This window comes from Ascidiaceihabitans donghaensis, from assembly GCF_900302465.1.
Classification (GTDB): domain Bacteria; phylum Pseudomonadota; class Alphaproteobacteria; order Rhodobacterales; family Rhodobacteraceae; genus Ascidiaceihabitans; species Ascidiaceihabitans donghaensis.
This window is the reverse complement of record NZ_OMOR01000001.1, coordinates 2,109,913-2,135,254: the sequence shown is the minus strand read 5'-3', so window position 1 is coordinate 2,135,254 and position 25,342 is coordinate 2,109,913. Positions and strand designations below refer to the sequence as shown.

The following is a 25,342-nucleotide window of genomic DNA, read 5'->3' as shown; positions in this document are numbered from 1 at the left end:
GCTTACCCCACCACCCGCATGTCGTCGCGAAAGCGGCGCATGTTGTCTTGGTAATGCAACGCAGACCCTTGCAGCATCTGTATTGCAGCGTCGTCCAACTGACGCACCACCTTGCCCGGCGCCCCCATAACCAATGAGCCATCGGGGATTTCTTTGCCTTCGGTGATCAAAGCGCCTGCACCTATCAGGCAATTGTTGCCGATTTTTGCGCCATTCAGGATGGTGGCCCCCATGCCGATCAGGGAATTGTTGCCGATGGTGCAGCCATGCAGCATGACTTTGTGACCGATGGTGCAGCCTTCACCGATGGTCAAAGGATAGCCTTTGTCCACATGCATAACGGTGTTCTCCTGCACGTTGGACCCTTTGCCGATATGGATGATCTCATGGTCTGCGCGGATCGTGGCGCAAAACCAAACAGAGGCCGCTTCATCCAGAACGACCTGCCCGATCAGGTTGGCGTCAGCGGCCACCCAGGTGTCGGCGTGAATTTGTGGCGTCAAATCGCCCAATGCATAGATGGTCATGATAGCTCCTCGAATTGCGATTGCAGCGCACGAACGTGATCCAGCAAATGCGGCTGTTGGGCCGCTTTCAGGCGTTCGGCGGCAATGATTGTTTTCAAACGATCTTCGGTCTTGTCCAGATCATCGTTAACCAACACATAATCGTATCCATCCCAGTGGCTGATCTCGTCCCAGCTTTTTTCCATCCGCTTGGTGATGACATCAACGTCGTCTTGCGCCCGTGTTTCCAACCGACGACGCAATTCGGGAATTGAGGGCGGCAAAATAAAGATGGACAAGACATGGTGGCGCAATGCCGATTTGCCGATCTGCTGTGCGCCCTGCCAGTCAATGTCGAACAACACATCGCGGCCTTCCTGAATTGCGGCTTCCACCGGTGGCTTTGGCGAGCCGTAGTAGTTGCCAAAAACCTGCGCATGTTCCAGCATTTCGCCGTCAGTGACCCATTTTTTAAAGTCGTCTTCCGCTACAAAATAGTAGTCTTTTCCGTCAACCTCTCCGGGGCGCGGGGACCGCGTGGTGGCGGACACAGAAAACCGCAGCGTCTCGTCCCACGCCATCAGACGTTTGGCCAAAGTGCTTTTCCCCGCCCCGGAAGGAGAACTGAGGATCACAAGCAGACCAAGACGGTTTTTTTCAGTCGCTAACATCAGAATTTACTCCACATTCTGCACTTGTTCGCGCATTTGATCGATCAACGCTTTCAACGCCAAGCCGACTTGCGTCAGATCGGTGTTTTGGGCCTTGGAACACAAAGTGTTTGCCTCGCGGTTGAATTCTTGCATCAAGAAATCAAGTTTTCGACCCACAGAGCCGCCTTCTGACAGCAGCGCACGGGCGGCTATAACATGCGCCCCCAAACGGTCGATTTCTTCCGTGATGTCGGCCTTCACCGCCAGCAATGCCAATTCTTGCGCCAAACGGTCCGGATCAACGCAGTCGGCTGCATCCAGAACACGGGCCACGTTTCGTTTCAGCGTTGCGGCAACATCATCTTTACGCGCCTCTGCGATGGTGGCGGCCTGCGCTGTGAGTGCTTCGATTTCGGTCAATTGCGTGTGCAAAACGTCAGCCAAAGCGGCACCTTCGCTTGTGCGCATGGCATCGTAAGAGGCAACAAGCGTATCTGCTTGCGCCAAAAGGGCTTTGGCCAGTGCTTGTGTGTCTTGATCGGCGGCGCGCTGTTCGAGAATGCCGCGCATCGCTGCGATATCTGATGCCGTTGACGGTGCCAGCGACAGGCCCGCGTCCATGGCTTGGGTTTCGATATCCGCCATGGCAACCAGAATTGCGCTGAGCTGGGCTTGGTTCACTGCCAGCGCCCCTGCCCCTTCGGCACGGTTCAGTCGCAATGACAACGTGACGTTGCCGCGTATGACGTGTGCGTTCAGTTTGGTCCTGAGCCCGGCTTCAAGCCCTTCGATCCAATCCGGAACCCGCAAGCGCAGATCAAGACCCTTGCCGTTCACGCTGCGCAGTTCCCATGCCCAGCTAAAGGCATCGTGGGCACCCGTCTCAGAGGCGAAACCGGTCATGGATTTGAGCATTCTCGCCCCCTTGGTTGTTGCGCCTTTGCAATACGGCGATTGCAGGTGGCGGGGCAACCCCTGACCCCCGATTGTGGATCAATGCGGGCTGCAAGATCCGGAACATAATTTGAACGATATTAACCATTTGTTAAGAAATGAGCGGATTTGACCAGTTCTGTTTGATATTAATAAAGTTGTAACCTTTTTTTCCCGCGACGCGTGTTTTCGTGTAGCATATAGAGACTGGATGACCGAAAATGGACCATGACCACGAACGGAATGTTTTATCTATGACCGATCACCGTACTGACATTGGATTTTCAGCACTCAACCAGGTGGAGTCCTACTGGGAAGCTCTGCGCGGCACGCGCATGATGCCCAAACGGTCCGAAATTGATCCACGTGGCATCGAATCCGCGCTGGAATATACCTTCATTCTGGAACGCATCGCACCCGGCATGGCACGGTTGCGTATCGCGGGCAGCCATCTCAGCGATCTGATGGGAATGGAAGTGCGCGGCATGCCCCTGACCTCCTTTATCACCCCCACAGGGCGCCGCCAGATCAGTGATACACTTGAAGAAGTGTTCCAGCGCCCTGCGGTGTGTGAAGTGCGTATGTCTGCTGAATCCGGAAGCGGCAAACCGCATATGGACGCACGCATGCTGTTGCTTCCGCTTAAAAGCGATTTGGGCGATGTCAGCCGCGTTCTGGGTTGTTTTGTGGCACATGGGGACGTGGGGCGCAGTCCGCGTCGCTTTGATGTGGTTGGCGCAAAAATCCGCCCCATCGTGGCACCGGCCACATTGCCGCAACCTACATTGGAAGAACCTTTGGAGGTCATGACTAAGGTCCAAGGCAGCGCAGACACATCAATGCCGATGGATCGTCCGAAGGACATTAAAGAAGTGCCTTATCTGCGGTTGATTAAAACTGACGACTAAGGCCTTGTTTCAGAATGAAAAAAAGGCGTCGCATTGCTGCGGCGCCTTTTGTCGTTTCACTGCTGTTGTACGTCAGATCAGCCCGCTTTGGCCTGACGTTCGGTGCGCAAAGCAGACAGCTCTTCCGCAACGAGAAACGCAAGCTCAAGCGATTGGCTGGCGTTCAGGCGGGGGTCGCAAGCTGTGTGGTAGCGATCTGACAGGTCTTCTTCGCTGACGGCACGTACACCACCGGTGCATTCTGTGACGTCTTGCCCGGTCATCTCGAAATGCACGCCGCCCGGGACGGTGCCTTCGGACTGGTGCACGCCAAAGAATTCGCGCACTTCGCGCAGCACTGAATCGAAAGGCCGCGTTTTGTATCCGGTGGACGATTTGATCGTGTTGCCGTGCATCGCGTCACAGGTCCAAAGCACATTTGCGCCCTCTTCCTTCACCGCTTGAATAAGACGTGGCAAATGATCACCAACCGCCCCTGCGCCAAAGCGCGCGATCAGGGTCAAACGGCCTTCTTCGTTTTCAGGGTTCAGTTTTTGCATCAGCACTTTCAGGTCCTCGGCGGTCGTTGTCGGACCACACTTCAAACCGATAGGATTTTGCACGCCAGAGGCGAACTCGACATGGGCGCCATCAGGCTGACGGGTGCGATCCCCGATCCAGATCATGTGGGCTGACCCAGCCAACCACTTGCCAGACGTCGAATCAATTCTAGTCAAAGCTTCTTCATATTCCAGAAGCAGACTTTCGTGTGACGTGTAAAAGTCGACGGTAGAAAACTCGTGGGTTGTATTTGCCGTGATCCCTGCTGCAGCCATGAAATCAATTGTGTCTTGGATACGGTTGGCGATTTCGCTGTATTTCGCCGCCTCACCCCCGTCTGCAAACCCCAAAGTCCAGGAATGGACGCGGTTCATATCGGCAAAACCACCCGTGGAAAATGCACGCAACAGGTTCAGCGTCGCGGCCGATTGCGTGTAGGCGCGTAACATGTTTTCCGGGTTCGGAATGCGGGCTTCGGGTGTGAAATCCAGACCGTTGATGATGTCGCCGCGGTAGCTTGGCAATTCCACGCCATCGACAGTTTCCGTGGGCGCGGAACGCGGTTTGGCAAATTGGCCCGCCATACGACCCACTTTGATAACCGGCACTTTGGCGCCATATGTCAGCACCATCGCCATTTGCAACATCACTTTGAACGTGTCGCGGATGCTGTCGGAATTGAACTGGTTGAAGGCTTCGGCGCAATCACCGCCTTGCAACAAGAACGCATCGCCACGGGACGCCGCAGCCAGCTGTTGCTTTAGACGCCGGGCTTCGCCTGCAAACACCAACAATGGATAAGATGACAATTGGGCCTCGACCGCGTTCAAAGCGGCCGTGTCTGTATACTCCGGCATCTGAATCCGCGGTTTTTTGCGCCAATCCGATTTTGTCCAAGTGCTCATCGTTTTTCTCCGTTGTTGGGGCATACACTTACAGTCGCCCCTGATGAAGTATGAGCTATACAAAAGGTTTAGCGCAATCACCAGTATATTTGCATCTTGACGGGGCCAGCGTGGCGTGACCATGGTTTTTGACGGCTTTTGAGGCCGCCATGAAGTTTTCACGGACAGGCGTTTACTGAAACCAATCGCCTTTCTGTACGCCCATAAGGAAAAGCCGCGATGTCAAACCCGCGCAGACCCATCCGAGATGCCGCCGGTGGCACAGGAACGAGACGCTTTGTTTTCGTTTTGATGGAAAATTTTTCGCTCCTTTGCTTTGCCACAGCCATTGAAAGTTTGCGCATCGCCAACCGTATGGCAGGCCGTGAGATATATGTATGGCGCTTGATCGGAGAAGGCGGTGATGTCGTCAGTTGCTCTGCGGGTACGGCCTTCAAGCTGGATGCCGATCTCGAAGACATGACACGTGATGATTCGATCATGTTATGCGGTGGCATTGATGTGCAGGCTGCCACGACCAAACGCTTGATGAACTGGCTGCGCCGCGAAGCCCGCAAGGGCCTGACGGTCGGGGGCTTGTGCACCGCGTCTTATTCATTGGCCAAAGCCGGTTTGCTGGACGGCAAACGCGCCACGATCCACTGGGAAAATCAGGACAGCTTCGCGGAAGAATTTGAAGACGTCGAGCTGACAAAATCCGTGTTTGTGGTCGATGGCAATCGTCTGACCACAGCTGGTGGTACATCGTCTATTGATCTGATGCTGAAGCTGATTGCGGATGATCACGGTGAGGATTTGGCCAATGCTGTGGCGGATCAGCTGATCTATTCGTCCATTCGCACCGACCAAGACACGCAGCGCCTGTCTGTTCCGACGCGCATCGGTGTGCGCCATCCCAAGCTAAGTCAGGTCATCCAGATCATGGAGACCAATATCGAAGAACCGATCAGCCCCTCGATCCTGGCGAAAGATGTGCATATGTCTACCCGCCAGCTCGAACGCTTGTTCCGGCGCTATCTCAACCGCTCGCCCAAGCGATATTATATGGAACTGCGTCTGCAAAAGGCGCGTAACTTGCTGATGCAAACCGACATGAGCGTCATCAACGTGGCGTTGGCCTGTGGGTTCGCATCTCCGTCACATTTTTCAAAATGCTACCGTGCCCATTACGACACAACGCCTTACCGCGAAAGAGGCAGTCACGCGGCGCGATTGTCAATCTGACAAAATTCACTACGGTACACGTTTATGGGGAACGGAAATTACGTCGCTATCATCGGGCCGCCACGCAGCGGCACCACGTGGTTGTTTCGCTTTTTGCGCGAACATCCGGGCGTGTTTGTGCCATTCATCAAGGAAATAAACTGGTTCAACATTGCGACAGGCAAAGCCAATGAAAATCAGGTGGCCAACGTTCAGCGCCAATATGAATTAATCCGTGACCGCCGCGCGGCGCAGGGTTTGGATCTTGGTGTTCAGGGGCAGGAACGCAAAGAACGTGCAGAGATGCGTACGGACGCCGATTTCCGAGCGTTCTTTGAAAAACGGGCCCACGGCGACACCCCCTATTTCGATATTTCCCCCGGGTATGCTGGTTTGGATGTGGATGGCTTCAAACGTATGAACGATACGTTTTCAAATGCCAAAATCGTTTTGTTGCTGCGCAACAAGCCGGATCGCGCATGGTCTGTGGTGCATCACGTTAAAAAGCGCCGCTTTCCCGAAGCTGATTTGCAGTTTGTGATCAACTACTTGAGTTCAGCGGCGGATGGTCCGATGACAAAGCTGCTGTCTGAAATTTATGCTACGGTTTTGCAGGCCTTTGCGCCGTCGCATGTGCATTGCATGTACACTGAAGAACTTTTTGATCCCCAGACCCAACAAAGGGTGCTGGACGATCTATGCCATTTCGTAGGTGCCCGTCCGCATTTGGTCGGAGATTTCGAATACTCGCAAAATCGTGGCACCTATGACCAGATGTCGTTCGGGTTCCGCAAAGAGGCCACCCTGAAAGGGGCGGCGGATTATGCCTGGGCCGAGCAAATCATGGGGTATCTGCCGCCGCTTTGGCAAAAAGACCGCGATCGTTATCTTAGCGGCTGATCCGGTAGACCGCCCCGTCGGCTGCACTTATGAAATAGATTGAGCCATCAGCCCCCTGTTGGATGTCGCGCACGCGGTGTGTCTCCGCAGATTTCAGGACCTCGACCTCGGATGCACGTCGCCCGGACAGCTCCAGACGCGATATGTGATCATACTTGAGGCTGCCCACAAACATGTCGCCTTTCCATTCGGGAAACATGGCCCCTGTGTAGATAAGCAAACCTGAAGGCGCGATGGAGGGGTCCCAATAATAGGCGGGCTGTTGCATGCCGTCTTTAGCGGTGCCTTCGCCGATCTTCTTGCCGGAATAATGCACACCGTAGTTGATCACGGGCCAGCCGAAATTGGCACCTTTGCGTATGGCGTTGACCTCGTCGCCGCCTTTGGGGCCATGTTCCGATGTCCAAAGCTGGCCCTTTGCATCCAGTCCGGCCCCTTGCGGGTTGCGGTGGCCGAAAGACCAGATATGTGGCTGTGTCGTGTCTGACCCAACAAAGGGATTATCGGCTGGCACTGTTCCTTCGCGTGTGATGCGCACGATGGATCCGTTGTGATTGCTACGGTCCTGGGCAGAGGGACGGTCCCCGCGGTCGCCGATGGTGACAAACAAAGTGCCATCGCGGGCTTCGACGACGCGGCTGCCGAAATGGCGGCTGGTCCATCCGCCCGGGGCGCTGACGAACAGATCGCGTAACCCTGACAATCGCGCACCATCGGCGCTTAGTTTTCCAACGGCTAATGCGGTGCCTGACCCGCCGCGTTGTGGTTTGGAATAGGTTAGAAACACATCGCGGCTTTGGGCGAAGTCACGCGGTAGGGTGACATCAAGCAGCCCGCCCTGCCCTTTTGCTTTCACTTTCGGCGTACCGCGCACCGTTTGGCGGACCCCGTCGCGCACAAACACCAGTTTGCCGCCGCGTTCCGTGACCAACATGCCCGCAGATGGTCCCGGCAAGATCGCCATACCCCACGGTTGATCGAAACCGTCAGCAACCCGCGCGACTTGCAGCTGTCCGGACGACGTGTCCAGCGCCTGTGCCGCCGATGTGATTCCCAACGCAGCTAGGGTGGAAAGTAGAAGCAGACGCATTTTGACCTCCTGAGACCTAAATCAGGACATAGGCATAGTTTTGATGCATTCCAGAGGACAATGGACCGCATCACGATAATTTATGGGACTTTTCTTTTAGGAAACACCACCGTAATCTGCCTGCCAGAACGCAAGTTCCAACTAGGGAGAATAAGAATGAAAAAACTACTTATGGCGACTGCAGCCACAGCTTTGATGGCGGGCACAGCGTTTGCTGGCGGTCACGGCAAAGAAGTCAAAATCGGCGTTATCTTGGGCTTCACAGGTCCAATCGAATCCATGACACCTGCAATGGGTGCGGGCGCTGAACTGGCAATGCAAGAAGTTACAGACAGCGGCCTGCTTTTGGACGCGGCCAAAGTGATTCCTGTCCGCGCAGACAGCACATGTGTTGACGCTGGTGCCGCAACAGCTGCGGCGGAACGTCTAGTGACATCTGACAAAGTCGACGGCATCATGGGTGCTGATTGCTCTGGTGTAACCGGTGCGATTTTGTCCAACGTGGCTTTGGCGAACGGCGTTGTGATGATTTCACCATCCGCAACATCCCCCGGCCTGTCCACAGCAGAAGACAACGGTTTGTTCTTCCGCACAGCACCATCTGACGCGCGTCAAGGCGTTGTCATGACAGAAGTGCTGATGGAAGAAGGCATCAAATCTGTTGCTGTGACTTACACAAACAACGACTACGGCAAGGGTCTGGCCGACGCATTCCAAGCGGCGTTTGAAGCGGCTGGCGGCACAGTCACAATCAACGCATCCCATGAAGATGGTAAAGCGGATTACTCTGCTGAAGTTGGCGCATTGGCGTCTGCCGGCGGCGACCGTTTGGTTGTAGCAGGTTACGTCGACCAAGGCGGTTCAGGCATTGTCCGTGCGGCTTTGGATTCGGGTGCGTTTGACACGTTCCACTTCCCGGACGGCATGATTTCCGACAAGCTTGAAGAGAACTTCGGCGACGAAATCGACGGTTCCACTGGCCAGCATCCCGGCACAGACAGCGACGGCGCGTCCAAGTATCTTGAACTGGTCGGCGACGCATTTGACGGAACAGGCGCGTTTTCACCTGAATCCTACGACGCCGCCGCGTTGATCATGTTGGCCATGCAGGCCGCAGACAGCAAAGACAGCGCCGACTACAAAAACAAAGTCATGGACGTCGCAAACGCTCCGGGCGAGCAAATCTTCCCCGGCGAATTGGCCAAAGGTCTGCAGATCCTGCGTGATGGCGGCGAAATCGACTATGTTGGCGCGACAGCGGTTGAGCTGATCGGCCCCGGTGAATCTGCGGGCAACTACCGTCAGGTTGTCATCAAAGGTGGTAAAGTCGAGACAGCGAAGTACCGTTAAGACGTCTGATTGAAATTGAACGGCCCGGTGGAAACATCGGGCCGTTTCAATAAGATAGGGTGCTCACTTAAAGTGAGACAAGATACAACACTCACTTAAAGTGAACATATCTGCATCCAACGCGGTGCAACGGGGGAATTGCCGATGATCGTCGTAGATGACGTTCACAAAGCCTTTGGCGGGTTTAAAGCCGTTGATGGCGCGAGCCTAACGATTGCCGAAAAATCAATTACCGGACTGATCGGACCAAATGGCGCAGGAAAAACGACTCTTTTCAATGTGATCGCCGGGGTTCTTAAGCCAACATCCGGTACCGTGACCATGGCTGGCGAGGACATCACAGGTCTGCCGCCCCATGAGCTGTTTCACAAAGGTCTTCTGCGCACGTTCCAGATTGCGCACGAGTTTTCGTCCATGACTTGTCGCGAAAACCTGATGATGGTGCCCGGTGCACAGTCAGGCGAGACGCTTTGGAACACATGGTTTGGACGCAAGCGCATTGCTGACGAAGAGCGTGCTTTGGCCGCCAAAGCGGATGAGGTTCTGGAGTTCCTAACCGTTGAGCACTTGTCCAATCATAAAGCCGGACAAGTTTCCGGCGGGCAGAAAAAGCTGTTGGAACTTGGCCGTACCATGATGGTCGATGCAAAGATCGTATTTTTGGACGAAGTCGGTGCCGGTGTGAACCGCACTTTACTAAACACCATCGGCGACGCGATCCTGCGCCTGAACAAGGAACGCGGATACACGTTTGTTGTGATCGAACACGATATGGATTTCATCGGCCGCATCTGTGATCCGGTGATCTGTATGGCTGAAGGCAAAGTATTGGCCGAAGGTACATTGGATGAAATCAAAGCCAACGAGCAGGTGATCGAGGCCTATCTGGGCACGGGTTTGAAAAACAAAGAACAGGTTGGGGCGTGATGTTTGATTTTATTGGGGCTCTGCCCCAAACCCCGAGGTATTTTTGCCAAGATGAAGGGCCGATGACATGAGTGTTCCCTTTTTGATCGGCGACACCATGACGGGTGGTTATGGGGCTGGTCCCGATATCCTACATGACTGCACAATTGCTGTGAACCCCGGTGAGATTGCTGTGATTGTCGGTCCCAACGGTGCGGGTAAATCCACTGCGATGAAGGCTGTGTTTGGCATGCTGGATGTGCGTCAGGGCAAGGTCATGCTGGACGGTGAGGATATAACGTCTTTGTCGCCGCAAGACCGCGTTGTGAAGGGCATGGGGTTTGTGCCGCAGACCTCGAATATCTTTACCTCGATGACGGTTGAAGAAAATCTGGAAATGGGCGCCTTTATACGGCGTGATGATATATCCGGAACCATGGCACAGATTTATGATCTGTTTCCCATTCTGAAAGAAAAGCGCAATCAGGCCGCTGGCGAGCTGTCCGGTGGTCAACGTCAGCAAGTGGCTGTGGGTCGTGCTTTGATGACCCAGCCCAAGGTCTTGATGCTGGACGAGCCAACGGCCGGTGTGTCGCCTATCGTCATGGATGAGCTGTTCGACCGCATCATTGAAGTGGCGCGCACCGGCATTCCGATTTTGATGGTCGAACAGAACGCGCGTCAGGCGTTGGAGATTGCCGATAAAGGCTATGTGCTGGTGCAGGGCCGAAACGCATTCACGGGGACCGGCAAGGAATTGCTGGCGGACCCCGAAGTGCGCAAATCGTTTTTGGGAGGCTGAGGTCTTGGATTTACTAAACGCCCTTGTGGCCTTTTCAAACTTCGTTCTGATCCCTGCCACTGCCTATGGTGCACAGCTGGCGCTTGGGGCGCTTGGCGTCACGCTGATCTACGGCATCCTGCGCTTTTCCAATTTTGCACATGGCGACACCATGGCTTTTGGTGCGATGATCACAATCCTTTTCACATGGCTGTTCCAAAGTTGGGGCGTTTCCCTGGGACCGCTTCCGACAGCGTTGCTTGCCCTGCCCTTTGGCATCCTTGGATGCATGGCCTTGGTTTTGTTCACGGACCGTGTTGTGTACAAATTCTACCGTGCACAAAAAGCAAAACCCGTGATCTTGGTCATTGTTTCGCTCGGGGTCATGTTCATCATGAACGGTTTGGTGCGCTTTATCATCGGACCGGACGACCGCCGCTTTGCTGATGGGGAACGCTTCATCATTTCGGTGAGAGATTTCAAAGCGCTCACAGGTCTGAAAGAAGGTCTTGCGATCAAGACGACCCAAGGCATCACTGTGATCACGGCCGTGATCGTTGTGGCGCTGTTGTTCTATTTCCTGAACCGGACGCGCACGGGAAAATCCATGCGGGCCTATTCCGACAATGAAGATCTGGCCTTGTTGTCGGGCATCAACCCGGAGCGTGTGGTCATGGTCACATGGCTGATCGTTGCGACGCTGGCGACGATTGCAGGGACGTTGTACGGGCTGGACAAGTCTTTTAAGCCCTTCATTTTCTTGCAGCTTTTGCTGCCGGTTTTTGCCTCGGCCATCGTTGGCGGCCTTGGCAGCCCTATCGGGGCCATCGCAGGCGGTTTTGTGATCGCGTTTTCCGAGGTCACGATCACCTACGCGTGGAAAAAGGTCGCGACCTATGTGGTGCCGGAGGCTTGGGCGCCAGACACATTGGTCCAGCTTTTGTCCACCGACTATAAATTCGCGGTCAGCTTTGTGATCTTGTTGATCGTTTTGCTGTTCCGCCCAACAGGCTTGTTCGCGGGGAAATCGGTATGACTGATACAGTACGCAATACCATCTACTTTGCATTTGTCGCGGCGCTGATCATCGGCACAGGCTTTGTCCAAAGCTGGAACACAGCGTTGTTTGTCCTGAACTTTGGTTTGATTTCGGCAATTATGGCTTTGGGTGTGAACCTGCAATGGGGCTTTGCGGGCCTGTTTAACGTGGGCATCATGGGGTTTGTGGCTTTGGGCGGGTTGGCGACGGTTCTTGTGTCGATGCCGCCTGTTCCGCAGGCTTGGAATGATGGCGGCATGGGGATCATCGCATCTTTGGCTTTGGGGGCTGCGACGATCGTTGGTGCTGTCATTGCCTATGCCAAGATGAAGCCGGGGCGTGTGCGCGGGCTGGTGATTGCTGCGATCCTGATTGTTGGGTTCTTTGTCTACCGTGCGGTGTTCGATCCTGCAGTGGCGGCCATCGAAGCTGTGGATCCTGCCGCGACTGGCTATCTGGGCGGGCTTGGATTGCCTGTGGTTGTGGCGTGGCCTGTTGGTGGGTTGCTTGCGGCTGGTGTCGCTTGGATGATCGGGAAAACGGCGCTTGGTCTTCGGTCTGACTATTTGGCGATTGCCACACTTGGGATTTCAGAAATCATCATCGCCGTCATGAAAAACGAAGACTGGATGGCACGGGGCGTTAAGAACGTGGTTGGCTTGCCGCGCCCTGCCCCTTACGAGATCGACTTGCAAAACAGCGCAAGCTTTGTTGAGCGTGCCTCGGGGTTGGGCCTTGATCCGGTCACGGCGTCAACGCTGTGGGTCAAAGTGATCTATGCTGGGCTTTTCACAACCGTTCTGGTGGTTCTGTTCGTGATGGCGCAGCGCGCGTTGCACAGCCCATGGGGCCGCATGATGCGCGCCATTCGCGACAATGAATTTGCCGCCGAGGCAATGGGCAAGAACGTCACAGCGCGGCACTTGCAGGTCTTTGTTCTGGGGTCCGCCATTTGTGGTATCGCAGGGGCAATGATGACAACGTTGGATGGCCAGTTGACGCCGGGTACCTATCAGCCTTTGCGGTTCACTTTCCTGATATGGGTCATGGTGATCGTGGGGGGATCTGGCAACAATCTGGGGGCGGTTCTGGGTGGTTTTCTAATCTGGTGGCTTTGGGTGATGGTCGAACCTATGGGATTGACGGTCATGAACTTCATCACCGCGGGTATGCCAGACGGGTCTGCCTTGAAAGATCATCTGATCGACAGTGCAGCCCATATGCGGTTGCTGACGATGGGGCTGGTTTTGTTACTGGTGCTCAGGTTCAGTCCACGTGGACTTATCCCCGAGAAATGAGACGCGGGCCGGAAACTTTCAAAGTTTCCGGTCTGTTTTCTTTGTAAGAAAACAGCGCTTTCAGCGCCCTTTGAACAACCCACCCAAGATGCCACGCACCATGCGCCGTCCTGTGGTGCCTGTCAGCTCTTTGACGACCATTTGCGTCATCGCTTGCCCAAAGCTTTTGGTGCGACGCGCAGGCTTGGACGTTGATCGGCTGACACGCGCCCCTTGATAGCGCCGGCCCGCATTAAATTCGCGCAACGCGGGGCGGGTTTCCTGCTCTGCTTCTTCTTCGGCCTTTTCGGCTTCAGCAGCGGCTTTGGCGGCACGTTTTGCTAGGATTTCAAACGCAGAGGTCCTGTCCAATGTGGTGTCATATTTGCCGGACATCTCGGACGCAGCCATGACATTTGCGCGTTCGGCTTCGGTGATTGGCCCCAATTGCGAAGATGGAGGCCGGATCAATGTGCGCTCGACAATGCCGGGCACCCCTTTTTTCTGCAACATGGATGTGACGGCTTCGCCAACACCGACTTCACGAATGGCTTCTTCGGTATCGAAACGCGGGTTTTCGCGGTAGGTTTCGGCAGCCAAACGCAATTCTTTGCGGTCTTTGGCTGTGAAGGCGCGCAAGGCGTGTTGGATGCGATTGCCCAATTGCCCCAGAATATCTTCGGGCACGTCAGCCGGGTTTTGAGTAATGAAATATACTCCAACACCTTTAGAGCGTATCAAACGCGCCACTTGTTCAACTTTATCGACCAAAGCTTTGGGCGCGTCATCAAACAGCAGATGGGCTTCGTCAAAGAAAAACACCAGCTTGGGTTTTTCTGGATCACCAACTTCGGGCAGTTCTTCGAACAATTCTGAAAGCAGCCACAACAAGAATGTGGCGTATAGGCCGGGTGCCGACATCAGTTTGTCAGAGGCCAGAATATTGATCATGCCACGTCCCGACGCATCGGTGCGCATCAGGTCGGACAGTTCTAGCGCGGGCTCACCGAACAACTTGGTGCCGCCCTGATTTTCCAGCACCAACAAGCGGCGCTGAATGGCCCCGATAGAGGCCGCAGATACATTGCCATATCGCAACGACAGGTCTTTGGCGTTTTGACCGATCCAAACCAAAAGCGATTGCAGGTCTTTCAAATCCAACAAAGGCAAGCCTTCTTCGTCGGCCAGGCGAAACGCGATGTTGAGGATGCCTTCTTGCGCCTCGGTCAATTCCAACAAGCGCGACAGCAACAAGGGGCCCATTTCGGAGACAGTGGTGCGCACAGGATGTCCCTGATCGCCAAAAAGGTCCCAAAAGGTGACGGGGAACGCATCATAGGTGAAATCGTCGAAACCGATGACGCCAGCACGTTCCATAAACGGGCCATGCAGTTTGTGTTCGGGGGTGCCGGATTTGGCCAAACCGGATAAATCGCCTTTGATGTCGGACAAAAAGACAGGAACACCCGCGGCAGAAAACCCTTCTGCCAAGATCTGCAAAGTTACGGTTTTGCCCGTGCCAGTGGCGCCTGCAATCAATCCGTGACGGTTGGCATACCCCAACGACAGTCCTTGTTTGTCGCCGTAGTCTTGGCCGCCGCCGCCAATGAAAAGCTCTGTTGTCATTTTGTTAACCTTTTGATCACGCCTTTATTCGGCACGACCATACAAACTTAACCTTTGAGGGCCATAGTGATTTTGTCTCGCATCGCATGTCCTCGCTGTGCGGGACACTTCCTCCCTGTCAGACTGGCCGCGCCCTTTGTGGTGCGGCCTTTTTTTTACCAAAAGATTTGATTTTGTCCGGGCTGAAAAAGTGATCAGATAGCTGTTGACGCACAGTCGCCTGTTTCGTAACGTCTGGACAATAATAAGTCGGCCAGTCCGACGGGGAGAAGACATAGAAAAAGAGCACCGTTAGAGTGCTCTTTTTTTATTTCTAAAGTGGTTTTATGAAATTTCACGCGCCAGTTTGTCGTAAGCGTCCGTTTGGCTTTTTTCGTGCCTTCAAAAAATGAAACTATCCACTACATTCATGCTTAATCGCCGCTGACATGCCTGCAATCGCATGTTAGCGTGCGGACAAAAGCAAAGAGTGGTGGACCCAATATGCCAAAGTTATTTCACAGCGCCTTGATCGGTGCGACCCTGACAGCGACCCTGCCTTTCGTGGCTTTGGCGCAAGACACAACGCCCGAGCAGGGCAATGCCGCAGAAATTGAATCGCAGCTCAGCCTTGGTGAAGACGCCAACAAAGACCCGGATCTGGGCCAGCCCTACACAAAAGAAGAAGTTGGCGCCTGGGAAATTCGCTGCATCAAGACCGAACAAGAAGTCGACCCTTGCCAAATGTATCAGTTGATGGATGACGGCGAAGGCGTACCTGTTGCAGAATTTTCGCTGTTCCGTTTGCCAGAAGGCAGCAAGGCCGTGGCAGGTGCCACAGTGGTTGTTCCTTTGGAAACCGCCCTGCCCCCGCAACTGACGATCACCGTGGATGGCGGATCGGCACGTCGTTATCCTTATGCGTTTTGTAACGCTGTCGGCTGCTATGCCCGTATCGGTTTGACCGAGGCAGATGTAAATGTGTTCAAACGCGGTGCCGACGCCGTTTTGACGATTATTCCAGCATTGGCCCCAGACCAGAAAGTGGAATTGGCCTTGTCCCTGAAAGGCTTTACAGCCAGCTTCGAAAAAGCTTCTGTGATCGATCCGTAACACCGGCGCGAAGATATCTATCTGAAAGGTCGCGCTGTGTCGCGGCCTTTTTTGTTTTAGATTTTGCGCAATGCAATCACTGCATTCATGCCCCCAAAAGCAAAGGCATTGGACAAAACCACATCCACTTTCGCCTCCCGCGCTTCATTGGGAACAACGTCCAATGCGCACTCTGGGTCGGGTTCCTCATAGCCAATGGTGGGTGCAATCACCCCATCGCGCAGGGCCATGATGCAGGCCAATAATTCAACCGCTCCGGTTCCGCCAATCAAGTGACCATGCATGGATTTGGTGGATGAAATCATAAGCTTATCGGCGTGGGGTCCGAACACATCGGCTACAGCGGCACATTCGGTCTTGTCGTTCGCGGCCGTGCCCGTGCCATGCGCGTTGATATAGCCCACGTCTTCGCGGTTAAGTCCTGCGTCCTGCAACGCGCCTTGCATCGCCCGTGCTGCGCCGTTTTTGGACGGCATCACAATATCGGCGGCGTCCGAGGACATGGCAAACCCTGCCACCTCACATAAAATATCCGCACCGCGTGCCCGCGCGTGTTCATATTCCTCGAACACAAAGACCCCTGCACCTTCGCCTTGGACCATGCCGTTGCGGTTGGCTGAAAACGGGCGGCATGCGTCTTTGGACATGACGCGCAACCCTTCCCAGGCTTTGACGCCGCCAAAGCACAACATGGATTCCGATCCCCCCGTCACCATCACAGGCGCCATGCCAGAGCGCACCATTTGAAAGGCTTGGGCCATGGCGTGGTTCGAGGACGCGCAAGCCGTGGATACGGTGAACGACGGCCCCTTCAAGTTGTGTTCCATCGACACATGACTGGCCGCGGCATTGTTCATCAGTTTGGGAACAACAAACGGGTGCACCCGGTTTTTGCCGTCTTCGTAAACAGACCGGTAATTGTCGTCCCATGTGCTGACGCCACCGCCTGCTGTGCCCAAAACAACACCTGATTTTGCGGCATCTTCTCCGCTAAGGGACAGACCGGATTGCGACAACGCCTCTTGCGCGGCGGCAAGTGTAAATTGGGTGAAGCGGTCATAGAGGCTGATTTGCTGTCGGTTGTAGCGGCCTTCAGCCTCAAAGCCACGCACCTGCCCACCAATTTGGATCGACAACCGGTCCACATCGCGCAAATCCAGCGGACCAATGCCGCATTTGGCGTGCCGCATTGCAGCCATCGTGTCATCGACACAATGCCCCAAGGCGTTGATGGTTCCGGCCCCTGTGATCACGACCCGTTTCATGGGTCAGCCTGCTTTTTCTGCAATCAGGCTTTGAATGCCTTGAATGATCTTATCCACGGTCGAAATATCGAAGTCCCCACTTTCGGGGGCATTTGCGTTGAAAGGGATTGTGATGTCGAACTCTTCTTCGATGGCGAAAATACATTCTACCAGCCCCAAGCTGTCTATACCAAGATCCGCCAAAGTGCTGTCGCGTGTGACATCGCCGGGTTCAAGCAAGGCTTGTTCCGAAATGATTTCGATGACTTTCGTTTCAACCGTCATAGTAAAACACCCCAATGATACACGGCTGATTTAGTCATTGGAGGGCGTCTTGAAAACAGCTTTCTTCAAGTCTGCGACATCGCGCAACAGGCGCGGGAGACGGCGAATAGACTTATAGGTCTCGACTTGTTTGTCCATCTGGGTTGCGGGATAGCCCAACATCACGCGGCCCGCGGGCACGTTGGACAGGACTTTAGTGGCGCCGCCTGTGATCACGCGGTCGCCGATGAAAATGTTGTCGGAAATCCCGGTCATACCGCCAAGCACCACATTGTTGCCCACACGCGCAGATCCCGCGATGGCGACATGGCCACAAATCAGGCAATCGCGTCCCATAACAACGTTGTGGCCCACCTGAGCCATGTTGTCGAATTTGCATCCATCCCCAATAACCGTGTCGCGGATCGTGCCGTTGTCGATTGTGGCGTTGGCGCCTATTTCAACATCATGGCCGATCTGTACGGCCCCCAAGGAATGGATGCGTGCATAGGGCTGACCATCTGTATCGTCTTGGCTTCCTAGGCTTTCACGTACAGCTTCAATGCCGGATTTTTCAGCTGTGACAAAGCTAAAGCCGTCGCCACCGATACGTGCGCCCGGTTGCGCAATAAATCTGTCACCGATCTGTGCGCGGGCACCGATACTGACCTGTTCGCGCAAAAAGGCGTTGGCCCCAAGGGTAACATCCGCGCCGACAAAGCATTGTGCGCCGATCAGGCTGCCCGCGCCTATGACGGCACGCGCACCGATCACGGTGAAAGGCCCGATTGAAACATCAGCAGCAATCTGTGCCGTTGGATCAATAACGGATGTAGGGTGGATGCCGGCATCTGTGCCTTGTCCAGGATCCATCATGCGTGTCAAAGCAGACATTGCGTAGCGCGGACGCGATGGGATAATGGCCGCTTTCAAGCCGAGAGCCTGCCAATCAGCCCCTTCCCAAAGCAGTGCGACCCGGGCGTGCCCGTTTGACAAGTCTTCTGCGTACTTGGGGTTGGTGGCCAGCGCCAGATCGCCTTGTTTTGCATGACCGGGTTCACTGACGCGTTCGATCAAAAGGTCAACGGCGCCAAAGGCTTGTGCCCCCAACGCCGTTGCAATGTCTTTTACACTATGGCTCATGTCCGCATCCTTGTGGGCAAAAGGTGTGATGCACCTTTGCGCTTGGGTTGCGGCCAGAATTACCCTTGAACGGCGCGCAATGCCACCCCTGCTTTGGCCAGCGCACTCCAGATGCGCGCATCACGGCCATAGATGTCACGGCGATACTGTGTGTGACCCTTGGCCGTTGTGAATGCAGTGCGGTAAATGATGTGCACCGGCACAGGGTCTTTCAGGTTCACACGGGCTTCTTTTCCGGTTTTCAGTTTGGACTGGAAAAAGCCTTTCGGGTCATTTGTTTGCTTGGCCAGCAAGGCGTAAGCAAAATCAAACGGATCCGCCAACCGCACGCACCCGTGGCTGTAGGCGCGAACTTCACGTCCAAACAGGTTCTTGGCCGGTGTGTCATGCAGATAGATGTTGTAGCGGTTCGGGAACATAAACTTCACCAGACCCAAAGCGTTGCCCTTGGAGGGGGGTTGACGCATCGAGAACGGAAAGGTTTTTTCTGTGTACTTCGAGAAGTTTACAGCGCTGCGGTTGACCTTGCGGCCTTTGCTGTCTGTGATCTCGATGTGGCGTACCGCATTGCTGTTGCGCTTCAACGCGGGCAAGTATTCTTTTGTGACGATAGAACGCGGCACATACCAGCTTGGGTTGATGACCATAAATTCCATAACATCGGAAAATTCCGGTGTCGGACGGTCCGATTTATTGGCGCCCACGACCGAACGCGTTTCAAACGTCACTTTGTTGTTGTCGATCACCTTTGCGGTAAAGTCGGGAATGTTCACCAGAATGTGGCGACGACCACGTTCCTGGTTGACCCAGCGTTCGCGCTCCATTGCTACAATAATCGACTGCAAACGCTGTTGGACCGTTTTGTTGATTTCCGAAACTGTACCGGCACCTGCAACACCGTCAGCTGACAATCCATGCGCCAACTGAAACTGCTGGACTGCGGATTTCATAGTGTCATCGTAGGTCTGGCTGGCACTGCGACGCATATAGCCTTGAGCAATCAAGCGGTTGCGCATGGCAACAACGGCGTTCCCCGACTGGCCCGGTTTCAGCGACTTTGATGGGATTTTTGCACCCCAACCGCCTTTGGCCAGCAGTCGTTCCATACGCAGCTTTTCTTTCATCAGCGCGTTGTATTCCATGGTTTTTGGGGCCAGTGCCTTGAAAAACCCGTTCGGAGAAGACTTCGAGAAATTCACCAGATAGGATGTGCGGTCACGGTATGGCACCTGACGAACAATGGCACTGTCCACGCGGCTTGGGATCAGAACGCCTGTTTGCAAATCACGGGCGTATTGCAAGAAGACGCGGCTGATTTCGACTTCCAAAGCGCCGCGTTCGCGGGGGCCTTTGGCGGATTTCATTTTGGCTTGCAGGCCCTTTGCGTCATAGCGTGCGGCTGGCAGGCCGTGCGCAGAGGCATTGGACAGTGCTTTCATCAAAGACACGCGACGCGAACGGTCGCGGCCGGCGCGGCCTGTCCAGATGCTTTTGTAGCCATTGGCCTGATAAAATGCAGCGATGTCTTTGTCGCGCGCAGCAGCTTCAGCGACGGCTTGTTTGAATGCCGTGACTTGTGCATGCGCTGTGTTTGGCTGTGCAAAAAAGGCTGTCACCAAAGTCAGCATTGCCAGCAAAGGTGTGAACCTTCGAACCATTGACGTCATTGTCGTCCCCCACTCGGATTTTATAATCGTAAATTTGGCCTGCAATTTGTCTGGGCGTGCGCAAGAAGTCTAATCACAATCGCCCAATTGCCTGAACAAACTGTCAACCGATGCAACTGGGTCGCGTTCATTCGCGTGGCAAGCGGACAAAAGGCACATTGGTCAAAATTTGCGCAAAAATTCGCCTAAAAATGTTGATACTTTGACTGTGGCAGATTCAACACTTGGTTCACGATTCGTGATATGCCATAGAAGAGTTGCATCTGGGGATGAGATGAACGGATCCGTGTAACATCACGGGTACACAGGCTAATGGGACGGCTGACGATGACAAAGACAGGCACACCGGGTATTACCCGCCGCTCCGTATTGGGCGCTTTTGCAGCGACGATGGTGACGGCAGCCCCTACCTTTTCCAATGCAGCGGGTTTTTTGCGCGGCTCTGGCGACATCCGCCGCATTCGGATGTATTCTGGGCGCACCGGCGAACGCATCGACATGATCTATTGGATCGAAGGCAAATACATCAAAGACGCTGTTAAAGAAGTGAATCACTTTATGCGGGACTGGCGCACTGATGGCGTCAAGTCGATGGACTTGCGCACAGTCGACATCATGGCGGCCGCCCACAATTTGATGGATGTGAACGAACCCTACATGTTGTTGTCCGGCTACCGCAGCCCGAAGACCAACGCCATGTTGCGGTCCAGATCGCGCGGCGTTGCGAAGAATTCTTTGCACATGAAAGGCCAAGCCGCGGATTTACGCTTGTCTTCGCGTTCTGTCGGTCAAATGTCGCGTGCAGCGGCTGCATGCCGCGGTGGCGGTGTTGGGCGATATTCAGGTTCCAACTTCGTGCACATGGATTGTGGCGTTGTGCGGACGTGGGGCAGCTGAACACAAGCTGTCTTTCTGGTGAAATGGGCGCAGGAAACTGCGCCTTTTTTGTTTTTCGCAATTGCAGGCGCTTGGCGTGCTGACTATACCCGATGCAAGTGGACCATTAGCTCAGCTGGATAGAGCGCTGCCCTCCGAAGGCAGAGGCCAGAGGTTCGAATCCTCTATGGTCCGCCACTTGTTTTCAATCTGATTTTACACAGGCCCTAGATCGGTGGTGCCGCGCGTTCGGTCATCAACTGCCGCGCAGTGACCCGTTCGCGGTGGATCATATACAGCCCTGCCCCGATGATGATGGCGATGCCTATCAGGCTTAGAATATTCGGAAAGTCCTGAAACACCAGATACCCGAACAACGTCGCCACCGGCAATTCAAAATACTGCAAAGGCGCCAGTGTTGCGGATGGGGCCAATGACAGCGCGTAGGTCATCATCATATGGCTCAGGGTCGCGAAGAATCCGACACCCAATAACCAAACCCATGCGATACCCGTGGGCCAGACTGGATCAAACTGTTCAGATCCGCTGCCTTGGGCCACTATCAAGATCGGGATACACAGCAGGCTTGCGATCAGCCCTGTATGAAATTGCAAAGTCACAGGGTGCATCCGGCGTGACAGGCCACGTGTCAGAAGAATGTAGAATGCAAAGGCAACGGCTGTGCCCAACGGAATGAATGCAACGGCCCCAAAAGCCGCAAAACTGGGCTGGATGACAAACAACACCCCGACAAACCCGACCACAGCCGCACCGACGCGGCGTGGTCCAACGTCTTCACCAAGATAATATTTCCCCACAAGCAAAACAATAAACGGCGCCACAAAGACAATTGCCAACGCATCAGCAAGCGGCATAACGCGGATTGCCGTTATAAAACAAAATGTTGCAACCAGCAGCAGGATGGCGCGAAACAGCAGCGCCAGTCTTTGTCCCCGCGCCACGCGCAATGACAAACCCATAACCCAGATAAACGGTGCCATCAAAATGCACTGCACAACAAACCGCGCGGCCGTAATCTGTCCCACCGGCACACTTGACGATGCAAGCTTGGCCGCCACATCCAGAAGTGGCGCGGTCAAACAAAATCCAAGCATCAAGGCGACACCGGCAAGAATTCGGTCAGTGGGTTGGGACGTTTCGGGTGTGACTGTCATGGCCCCACATAAGGACATCAACCGATACGCGTCCATCCCCCAATGTACATTCCCACCCCAACGCTTTTTTGATTTCGGCCAGACACGACAAACACAGCTTATGTCGCGATTTCCCATCGAAGCCGGCCATTGCATCCGATGTACGGCACGCCGTTACCTTGGCATAGATGGGACACGGTTGATTTTGCGGCGTCTTCACGTCACTCATGCGCCATGCGTTTCACAAAGCTTCTTTCGACTTTTTTGGTCTTTCTGCTTGCCGCCGGGCTGTATTGGGCGTCGTTCAGCCTGTTCAAATCGCAAGAAATCGAAAAAGCACAGGCGCGGCTAACACTGTACCGAAGCACGCTGGAAACCGAATTACGCCACTTTGCGCATCTGCCTTTTTTACTATCGCTCGATCCTGTGGTGACGCGCACTTTGGCGGGTGGTCCCACAAAACCATTGGATTACCGACTGGCACGATTTGCCCAAAGCGCGGGACTTGATGCAATTTATTTGATGGATGACGCGGGCGATACGATCTCAGCGTCGAATGCGAAAGGACCCAACAGTTTTAAAGGCCAAAATTATGCCTTTCGCCCCTATTTCCAAGCGGCGCAGCAAGGCGAATTGGGGGAATTTTATGGGATCGGCGTGACGACAGGCATTCCGGGGTACTTTTATGCGATGCCTGTGCGCCCGCCTGAAACGGATTTGGACGGTGTCATTGCAATCAAGATCGATTTGTCCGCTGTGCAAGAAACATGGCAGGCTTCGGGGGAAAGGATTATTCTTGCCAACAACGACGGTGTGGTCTTGTTGGCCTCGGACCCGGACTGGCGGTACAAAACGATGGCGCAGTTGTCCACGCAACAACGCACCCGCATTCTGACGTCTCGTCAATTTGGCTCAGAACATTTGAACCCGTTGGATTGGAGCTTCGATAATACCCGCCAAACCGCCACAGTCGGGCAAGAGCGGCTGCTGTATCTCAGCACATCGGATTTGCCCAACAGCTGGACATTGCATTTCTTTGTGCCGGGGGATCAAGCTGTGACGCGGGCATGGCTGGTGACGGGTGGGTTTTTGACGCTTGCATTGTTGCTTTTCAGCTTGGCTCAGGTCAACCGTCTGCGGCGGGTGCGGTTCGCTTTGCAAAAATCCGAACGCGAGGAAACAGAATTGCGATCCGCCAATGCCCGTTTGGCCATCGAGATCGAAGACCGCCGCGCGGCGCAGCGCAATTTGCAAAGAACCCAAGCCGAGCTTGAACGCGCAGGTCGTTTGGCCGCTTTGGGACAATTGGCGTCTTCGGTCACGCATGAGCTTGGTCAACCGATTGCGGCTATGAAAAACCAGTTGGTGGCATCAGAGATGACGGTCGGCCCTTCAGCGTTAAGCAACAAGATGCAGAACCTTGTGGACCGGATGGAAAGCATAACACGTCAGCTCAAGTTCTTTTCGCGCAAAGGCCGCGACAGCTTTGAACGGTTTGATCTATGCGCGGCGATGGACGCAGCCCTGGAATTGCTGGAACCTAGCATCAAAGACAGGCAGGCCCACATTGACTTTGTGCGGCCGGATGAAGCCACCACCTTGATGGCCAACAAGCTGCGCATTGAACAAGTCATGACAAACATTGTGCGCAACGCGCTGGACGCTGTACATGACGCCGACGTGCGCAGGATCGAGATTGCGATGGGGCAAACGTCACGCGATGTGTGGTTTACAGTGGCTGACACGGGGCACGGATTGCGGGGCAAAACACTGGATGATTTGCAAGAACCCTTTGCGACAACACGCGAAAGTGGTGCGGGTATGGGGCTTGGCCTGACCATCACCGCAGGCGTAGTCACCGATCACGGGGGCACAATACAGGCGGATGACAGATCAACAGGCGGCACCGTGTTTCGTGTGACTTTGCCAAAAAAGGAACATTCCGGTGACTGATCAAAAAGTTCTGATCATTGATGATGATCGTTTGATGCGAAATTCGTTGGTGGATCTGATCGAGGCTGCAGGATGGACGACAAAGGCTTTGGCCCGTGCGACGGATGCGGAACGCTGGATCGACCAATTTCAGCCAGACGTTATACTGTCTGACGTCCGTATGCCGGAAACTTCGGGCCTTGATTTGCTGAAATCTCTGAGTGCGGCACCTCCGGTTGTATTGATTTCGGCCCACGGTGACATCCCCACAGCCGTAGACGCGATGAACAACGGCGCTTACAGCTTTGTGGAAAAGCCGTTTGATCCCAAAAGGCTGCTTTTGATCCTGTCGCATGCTGCCGAAAACTATCAAATGCAGCAAAGCAATCTGCGCCTTAAGGAACGCTTGCGTGAACTGTCGGGTGTGGATCGCATTCTGCTGGGGCAGTCACCGCAGATGCACCGGTTGCGTGATATGATTGCAATGGTGGCTGGCGCAAACAGCGCCGTCTTGGTGCGGGGGGAAACCGGAACCGGCAAAGACCTTGTGGCGCGCATGATCCATGATTTGTCTTCGCGATGCGACGGCCCTTATGTTGCCGTGAATGCAGCGCAAATCACGGCCGCCAACTTGCCCCATATTGCGCACAAAGCATCGGGCGGCACGGTTCTTTTGGATGAAATTGGCGCCTGCCCCCCCGATGTGCAGCCCGTTTTGTTGCGTATGATCGACACAGGCGAGGTTCTGCCTGTAGATCAGGGGGGGCCGGAACAGATTGATCTGCGCATCATAGCCGCCACCAACGAAGACACGGATGCGGCGGTTAAAGCCGGTACTTTACGCGCGGATCTGATATATCGCCTGGACGGGTTTTCTATAGATTTGCCGCCTTTGCGCGAACGCCGTGACGACATTGCGTTGTTGGCGACGCGATTTCGGCAGGAATTTGCGACGCAATATGATTGTGTGCCACCGCCGTTAGAAGAAGATGAACTAAGTGCGTTGATGGCGCATGAATGGCCCGGAAATGTCCGCGAACTGCGTAACCTTATGGACAGGCGTGTCATGATGGCCCGCCACGGCATGACGGTGCCCCAAGACACGGCGCTGGATACCAAACCCGGCGACACCCACAAAACCGGTTTGCGCACCGCCGTCGCCGCCTTTGAGCGACAAATGATCGGCAAAGCGCTTCATGCCCATGGGGGGCGCATGGAGGACGTGGCCCATGAACTTGGCATTGGCAGACGCACATTGAACGAAAAAATCGTCAAGCTGGGCCTTGATAAAAACGCCCTTTTGTAGCTCTGCGGAAATCCGCAGGCCATGCCCTTTTGACCGCGCAGTTTTCT

The 25,342-nt window shown here is 54.6% G+C and carries 23 protein-coding genes and 1 tRNA gene; 13 read left to right on the top strand and 11 right to left on the bottom strand.

Annotated features, from left to right (window positions below; genetic code table 11):
• Positions 1–2: 2 nt before the first annotated feature.
• From ASD8599_RS10610 to ASD8599_RS10600, 3 genes are read right to left on the bottom strand one after another with little or no spacing between them, the layout of a single operon-like run.
• Positions 3–527, bottom strand: a complete 525-nt coding sequence (locus ASD8599_RS10610) for a gamma carbonic anhydrase family protein (protein WP_108828492.1) — start codon at positions 525–527, stop codon at positions 3–5.
• The gene (gene gmk / locus ASD8599_RS10605; RefSeq protein ID WP_108828491.1) at positions 524–1,177 is read right to left on the bottom strand and encodes a guanylate kinase; all 654 of its coding nucleotides are present in this window, start codon (positions 1,175–1,177) and stop codon (positions 524–526) included. The genes ASD8599_RS10610 and gmk overlap by 4 nt, the downstream gene beginning before the upstream one ends.
• A gap of 6 nt (positions 1,178–1,183) precedes the next feature.
• Positions 1,184–2,074 (bottom strand): YicC/YloC family endoribonuclease, encoded by an 891-nt coding sequence (locus ASD8599_RS10600; RefSeq protein ID WP_108828490.1) that lies wholly within the window; start codon positions 2,072–2,074, stop codon positions 1,184–1,186.
• Positions 2,075–2,346: 272 nt separating this feature from the next.
• Between ASD8599_RS10600 and ASD8599_RS10595 the strand changes: the two genes are divergently transcribed.
• Complete coding sequence (locus ASD8599_RS10595; RefSeq protein WP_245926002.1) at positions 2,347–3,000, top strand: PAS domain-containing protein; 654 nt, start codon at positions 2,347–2,349, stop codon at positions 2,998–3,000.
• Between the two features lie 77 nt (positions 3,001–3,077).
• On the opposite strand, the gene ASD8599_RS10590 is transcribed toward ASD8599_RS10595, so the two are convergent.
• Entirely contained in the window at positions 3,078–4,445 is a 1,368-nt protein-coding gene (locus tag ASD8599_RS10590) for a class II 3-deoxy-7-phosphoheptulonate synthase (protein ID WP_108828488.1), read from the bottom strand.
• Between the two features lie 219 nt (positions 4,446–4,664).
• On the opposite strand from ASD8599_RS10590, the gene ASD8599_RS10585 reads away from it, so the two are divergent.
• Positions 4,665–5,669 carry a GlxA family transcriptional regulator gene (locus tag ASD8599_RS10585; RefSeq protein ID WP_108828487.1) on the top strand — a complete coding sequence of 335 codons (1,005 nt, stop codon included), beginning with the start codon at positions 4,665–4,667 and terminating at the stop codon, positions 5,667–5,669.
• A 24-nt stretch (positions 5,670–5,693) separates the two neighbouring features.
• Entirely contained in the window at positions 5,694–6,548 is an 855-nt protein-coding gene (locus tag ASD8599_RS10580; RefSeq protein WP_108828486.1) for a sulfotransferase, read from the top strand.
• Here the strand turns inward: ASD8599_RS10580 and ASD8599_RS10575 are convergent.
• Positions 6,538–7,638: a PQQ-dependent sugar dehydrogenase gene (locus ASD8599_RS10575; protein WP_108828485.1), complete on the bottom strand. Its 1,101-nt coding sequence runs from the start codon at positions 7,636–7,638 to the stop codon at positions 6,538–6,540. The two genes, ASD8599_RS10580 and ASD8599_RS10575, sit on opposite strands and share 11 nt — an antisense overlap.
• Before the next feature lie 156 nt (positions 7,639–7,794).
• On the opposite strand from ASD8599_RS10575, the gene ASD8599_RS10570 reads away from it, so the two are divergent.
• The 5 genes from ASD8599_RS10570 to ASD8599_RS10550 all read left to right on the top strand — a co-directional run bounded on the left by ASD8599_RS10570 (position 7,795) and on the right by ASD8599_RS10550 (position 13,012).
• A complete protein-coding gene (locus tag ASD8599_RS10570) occupies positions 7,795–8,988 on the top strand; it encodes an ABC transporter substrate-binding protein (RefSeq protein WP_108828484.1) in 1,194 nt (397 codons plus the stop codon).
• A 144-nt stretch (positions 8,989–9,132) separates the two neighbouring features.
• On the top strand, positions 9,133–9,915 hold the full coding sequence (locus ASD8599_RS10565; protein WP_108828483.1) for an ABC transporter ATP-binding protein: 783 nt from the start codon (positions 9,133–9,135) through the stop codon (positions 9,913–9,915).
• 67 nt (positions 9,916–9,982) lie between these two features.
• The gene (locus ASD8599_RS10560) at positions 9,983–10,696 is read left to right on the top strand and encodes an ABC transporter ATP-binding protein (protein ID WP_108828482.1); all 714 of its coding nucleotides are present in this window, start codon (positions 9,983–9,985) and stop codon (positions 10,694–10,696) included.
• A 4-nt stretch (positions 10,697–10,700) separates the two neighbouring features.
• Positions 10,701–11,711 (top strand): branched-chain amino acid ABC transporter permease, encoded by a 1,011-nt coding sequence (locus tag ASD8599_RS10555; protein WP_108828481.1) that lies wholly within the window; start codon positions 10,701–10,703, stop codon positions 11,709–11,711.
• Complete coding sequence (locus tag ASD8599_RS10550) at positions 11,708–13,012, top strand: branched-chain amino acid ABC transporter permease (RefSeq protein ID WP_108828480.1); 1,305 nt, start codon at positions 11,708–11,710, stop codon at positions 13,010–13,012. The genes ASD8599_RS10555 and ASD8599_RS10550 overlap by 4 nt, the downstream gene beginning before the upstream one ends.
• A 60-nt stretch (positions 13,013–13,072) precedes the next feature.
• Here ASD8599_RS10550 and ASD8599_RS10545 read toward each other — a convergent pair whose 3' ends face one another.
• Positions 13,073–14,617 (bottom strand): helicase HerA-like domain-containing protein, encoded by a 1,545-nt coding sequence (locus tag ASD8599_RS10545; RefSeq protein ID WP_108828479.1) that lies wholly within the window; start codon positions 14,615–14,617, stop codon positions 13,073–13,075.
• Positions 14,618–15,100: 483 nt separating this feature from the next.
• On the opposite strand from ASD8599_RS10545, the gene ASD8599_RS10540 reads away from it, so the two are divergent.
• Entirely contained in the window at positions 15,101–15,709 is a 609-nt protein-coding gene (locus ASD8599_RS10540) for an invasion associated locus B family protein (RefSeq protein ID WP_108828478.1), read from the top strand.
• 56 nt (positions 15,710–15,765) lie between these two features.
• Here ASD8599_RS10540 and ASD8599_RS10535 read toward each other — a convergent pair whose 3' ends face one another.
• From ASD8599_RS10535 to ASD8599_RS10520, 4 genes are read right to left on the bottom strand one after another with little or no spacing between them, the layout of a single operon-like run.
• Positions 15,766–16,974, bottom strand: coding sequence for a beta-ketoacyl-[acyl-carrier-protein] synthase family protein (locus ASD8599_RS10535; protein ID WP_108828477.1), 1,209 nt, complete (start codon positions 16,972–16,974; stop codon positions 15,766–15,768).
• 3 nt (positions 16,975–16,977) lie between these two features.
• Positions 16,978–17,238 (bottom strand): acyl carrier protein, encoded by a 261-nt coding sequence (locus ASD8599_RS10530; RefSeq protein ID WP_108828476.1) that lies wholly within the window; start codon positions 17,236–17,238, stop codon positions 16,978–16,980.
• Between the two features lie 30 nt (positions 17,239–17,268).
• Positions 17,269–18,360 carry a UDP-3-O-(3-hydroxymyristoyl)glucosamine N-acyltransferase gene (gene lpxD, locus ASD8599_RS10525; protein WP_108828475.1) on the bottom strand — a complete coding sequence of 364 codons (1,092 nt, stop codon included), beginning with the start codon at positions 18,358–18,360 and terminating at the stop codon, positions 17,269–17,271.
• Positions 18,361–18,419: 59 nt separating this feature from the next.
• Positions 18,420–20,027, bottom strand: a complete 1,608-nt coding sequence (locus tag ASD8599_RS10520; protein ID WP_108828474.1) for a L,D-transpeptidase family protein — start codon at positions 20,025–20,027, stop codon at positions 18,420–18,422.
• 327 nt (positions 20,028–20,354) lie between these two features.
• Here ASD8599_RS10520 and mepK point away from each other — a divergent pair, with 327 nt between their 5' ends.
• Positions 20,355–20,924: a peptidoglycan L,D-endopeptidase MepK gene (gene mepK, locus ASD8599_RS10515; protein WP_108830128.1), complete on the top strand. Its 570-nt coding sequence runs from the start codon at positions 20,355–20,357 to the stop codon at positions 20,922–20,924.
• A 100-nt stretch (positions 20,925–21,024) separates the two neighbouring features.
• A tRNA-Arg gene (locus ASD8599_RS10510) sits at positions 21,025–21,101 on the top strand.
• 29 nt (positions 21,102–21,130) lie between these two features.
• Here ASD8599_RS10510 and ASD8599_RS10505 read toward each other — a convergent pair.
• The gene (locus tag ASD8599_RS10505; protein ID WP_245926001.1) at positions 21,131–22,078 is read right to left on the bottom strand and encodes a DMT family transporter; all 948 of its coding nucleotides are present in this window, start codon (positions 22,076–22,078) and stop codon (positions 21,131–21,133) included.
• 213 nt (positions 22,079–22,291) lie between these two features.
• Here ASD8599_RS10505 and ASD8599_RS10500 point away from each other — a divergent pair, with 213 nt between their 5' ends.
• Both ASD8599_RS10500 and ASD8599_RS10495 read left to right on the top strand, forming a co-directional pair.
• Positions 22,292–24,010, top strand: a complete 1,719-nt coding sequence (locus tag ASD8599_RS10500) for a sensor histidine kinase (RefSeq protein WP_108828473.1) — start codon at positions 22,292–22,294, stop codon at positions 24,008–24,010.
• A complete protein-coding gene (locus tag ASD8599_RS10495; protein WP_108828472.1) occupies positions 24,003–25,295 on the top strand; it encodes a sigma-54-dependent transcriptional regulator in 1,293 nt (430 codons plus the stop codon). The genes ASD8599_RS10500 and ASD8599_RS10495 overlap by 8 nt, the downstream gene beginning before the upstream one ends.
• Positions 25,296–25,342: the final 47 nt, after the last annotated feature.

What these genes read in the sequence shown, in the direction of transcription:
- ASD8599_RS10610 (WP_108828492.1), bottom strand. Translation starts at nt 527, where the DNA reads ATGACCATCTATGCATTGGGCGATTTGACGCCACAAATTCACGCCGAC.
- gmk (WP_108828491.1), bottom strand. Translation starts at nt 1,177, where the DNA reads ATGTTAGCGACTGAAAAAAACCGTCTTGGTCTGCTTGTGATCCTCAGT.
- ASD8599_RS10600 (WP_108828490.1), bottom strand. Translation starts at nt 2,074, where the DNA reads ATGCTCAAATCCATGACCGGTTTCGCCTCTGAGACGGGTGCCCACGAT.
- ASD8599_RS10595 (WP_245926002.1), top strand. Translation starts at nt 2,347, where the DNA reads ATGACCGATCACCGTACTGACATTGGATTTTCAGCACTCAACCAGGTG.
- ASD8599_RS10590 (WP_108828488.1), bottom strand. Translation starts at nt 4,445, where the DNA reads ATGAGCACTTGGACAAAATCGGATTGGCGCAAAAAACCGCGGATTCAG.
- ASD8599_RS10585 (WP_108828487.1), top strand. Translation starts at nt 4,665, where the DNA reads ATGTCAAACCCGCGCAGACCCATCCGAGATGCCGCCGGTGGCACAGGA.
- ASD8599_RS10580 (WP_108828486.1), top strand. Translation starts at nt 5,694, where the DNA reads ATGGGGAACGGAAATTACGTCGCTATCATCGGGCCGCCACGCAGCGGC.
- ASD8599_RS10575 (WP_108828485.1), bottom strand. Translation starts at nt 7,638, where the DNA reads ATGCGTCTGCTTCTACTTTCCACCCTAGCTGCGTTGGGAATCACATCG.
- ASD8599_RS10570 (WP_108828484.1), top strand. Translation starts at nt 7,795, where the DNA reads ATGAAAAAACTACTTATGGCGACTGCAGCCACAGCTTTGATGGCGGGC.
- ASD8599_RS10565 (WP_108828483.1), top strand. Translation starts at nt 9,133, where the DNA reads ATGATCGTCGTAGATGACGTTCACAAAGCCTTTGGCGGGTTTAAAGCC.
- ASD8599_RS10560 (WP_108828482.1), top strand. Translation starts at nt 9,983, where the DNA reads ATGAGTGTTCCCTTTTTGATCGGCGACACCATGACGGGTGGTTATGGG.
- ASD8599_RS10550 (WP_108828480.1), top strand. Translation starts at nt 11,708, where the DNA reads ATGACTGATACAGTACGCAATACCATCTACTTTGCATTTGTCGCGGCG.
- ASD8599_RS10545 (WP_108828479.1), bottom strand. Translation starts at nt 14,617, where the DNA reads ATGACAACAGAGCTTTTCATTGGCGGCGGCGGCCAAGACTACGGCGAC.
- ASD8599_RS10540 (WP_108828478.1), top strand. Translation starts at nt 15,101, where the DNA reads ATGCCAAAGTTATTTCACAGCGCCTTGATCGGTGCGACCCTGACAGCG.
- ASD8599_RS10535 (WP_108828477.1), bottom strand. Translation starts at nt 16,974, where the DNA reads ATGAAACGGGTCGTGATCACAGGGGCCGGAACCATCAACGCCTTGGGG.
- ASD8599_RS10530 (WP_108828476.1), bottom strand. Translation starts at nt 17,238, where the DNA reads ATGACGGTTGAAACGAAAGTCATCGAAATCATTTCGGAACAAGCCTTG.
- lpxD (WP_108828475.1), bottom strand. Translation starts at nt 18,360, where the DNA reads ATGAGCCATAGTGTAAAAGACATTGCAACGGCGTTGGGGGCACAAGCC.
- ASD8599_RS10520 (WP_108828474.1), bottom strand. Translation starts at nt 20,027, where the DNA reads ATGACGTCAATGGTTCGAAGGTTCACACCTTTGCTGGCAATGCTGACT.
- mepK (WP_108830128.1), top strand. Translation starts at nt 20,355, where the DNA reads ATGACAAAGACAGGCACACCGGGTATTACCCGCCGCTCCGTATTGGGC.
- ASD8599_RS10505 (WP_245926001.1), bottom strand. Translation starts at nt 22,078, where the DNA reads ATGACAGTCACACCCGAAACGTCCCAACCCACTGACCGAATTCTTGCC.
- ASD8599_RS10500 (WP_108828473.1), top strand. Translation starts at nt 22,292, where the DNA reads ATGCGTTTCACAAAGCTTCTTTCGACTTTTTTGGTCTTTCTGCTTGCC.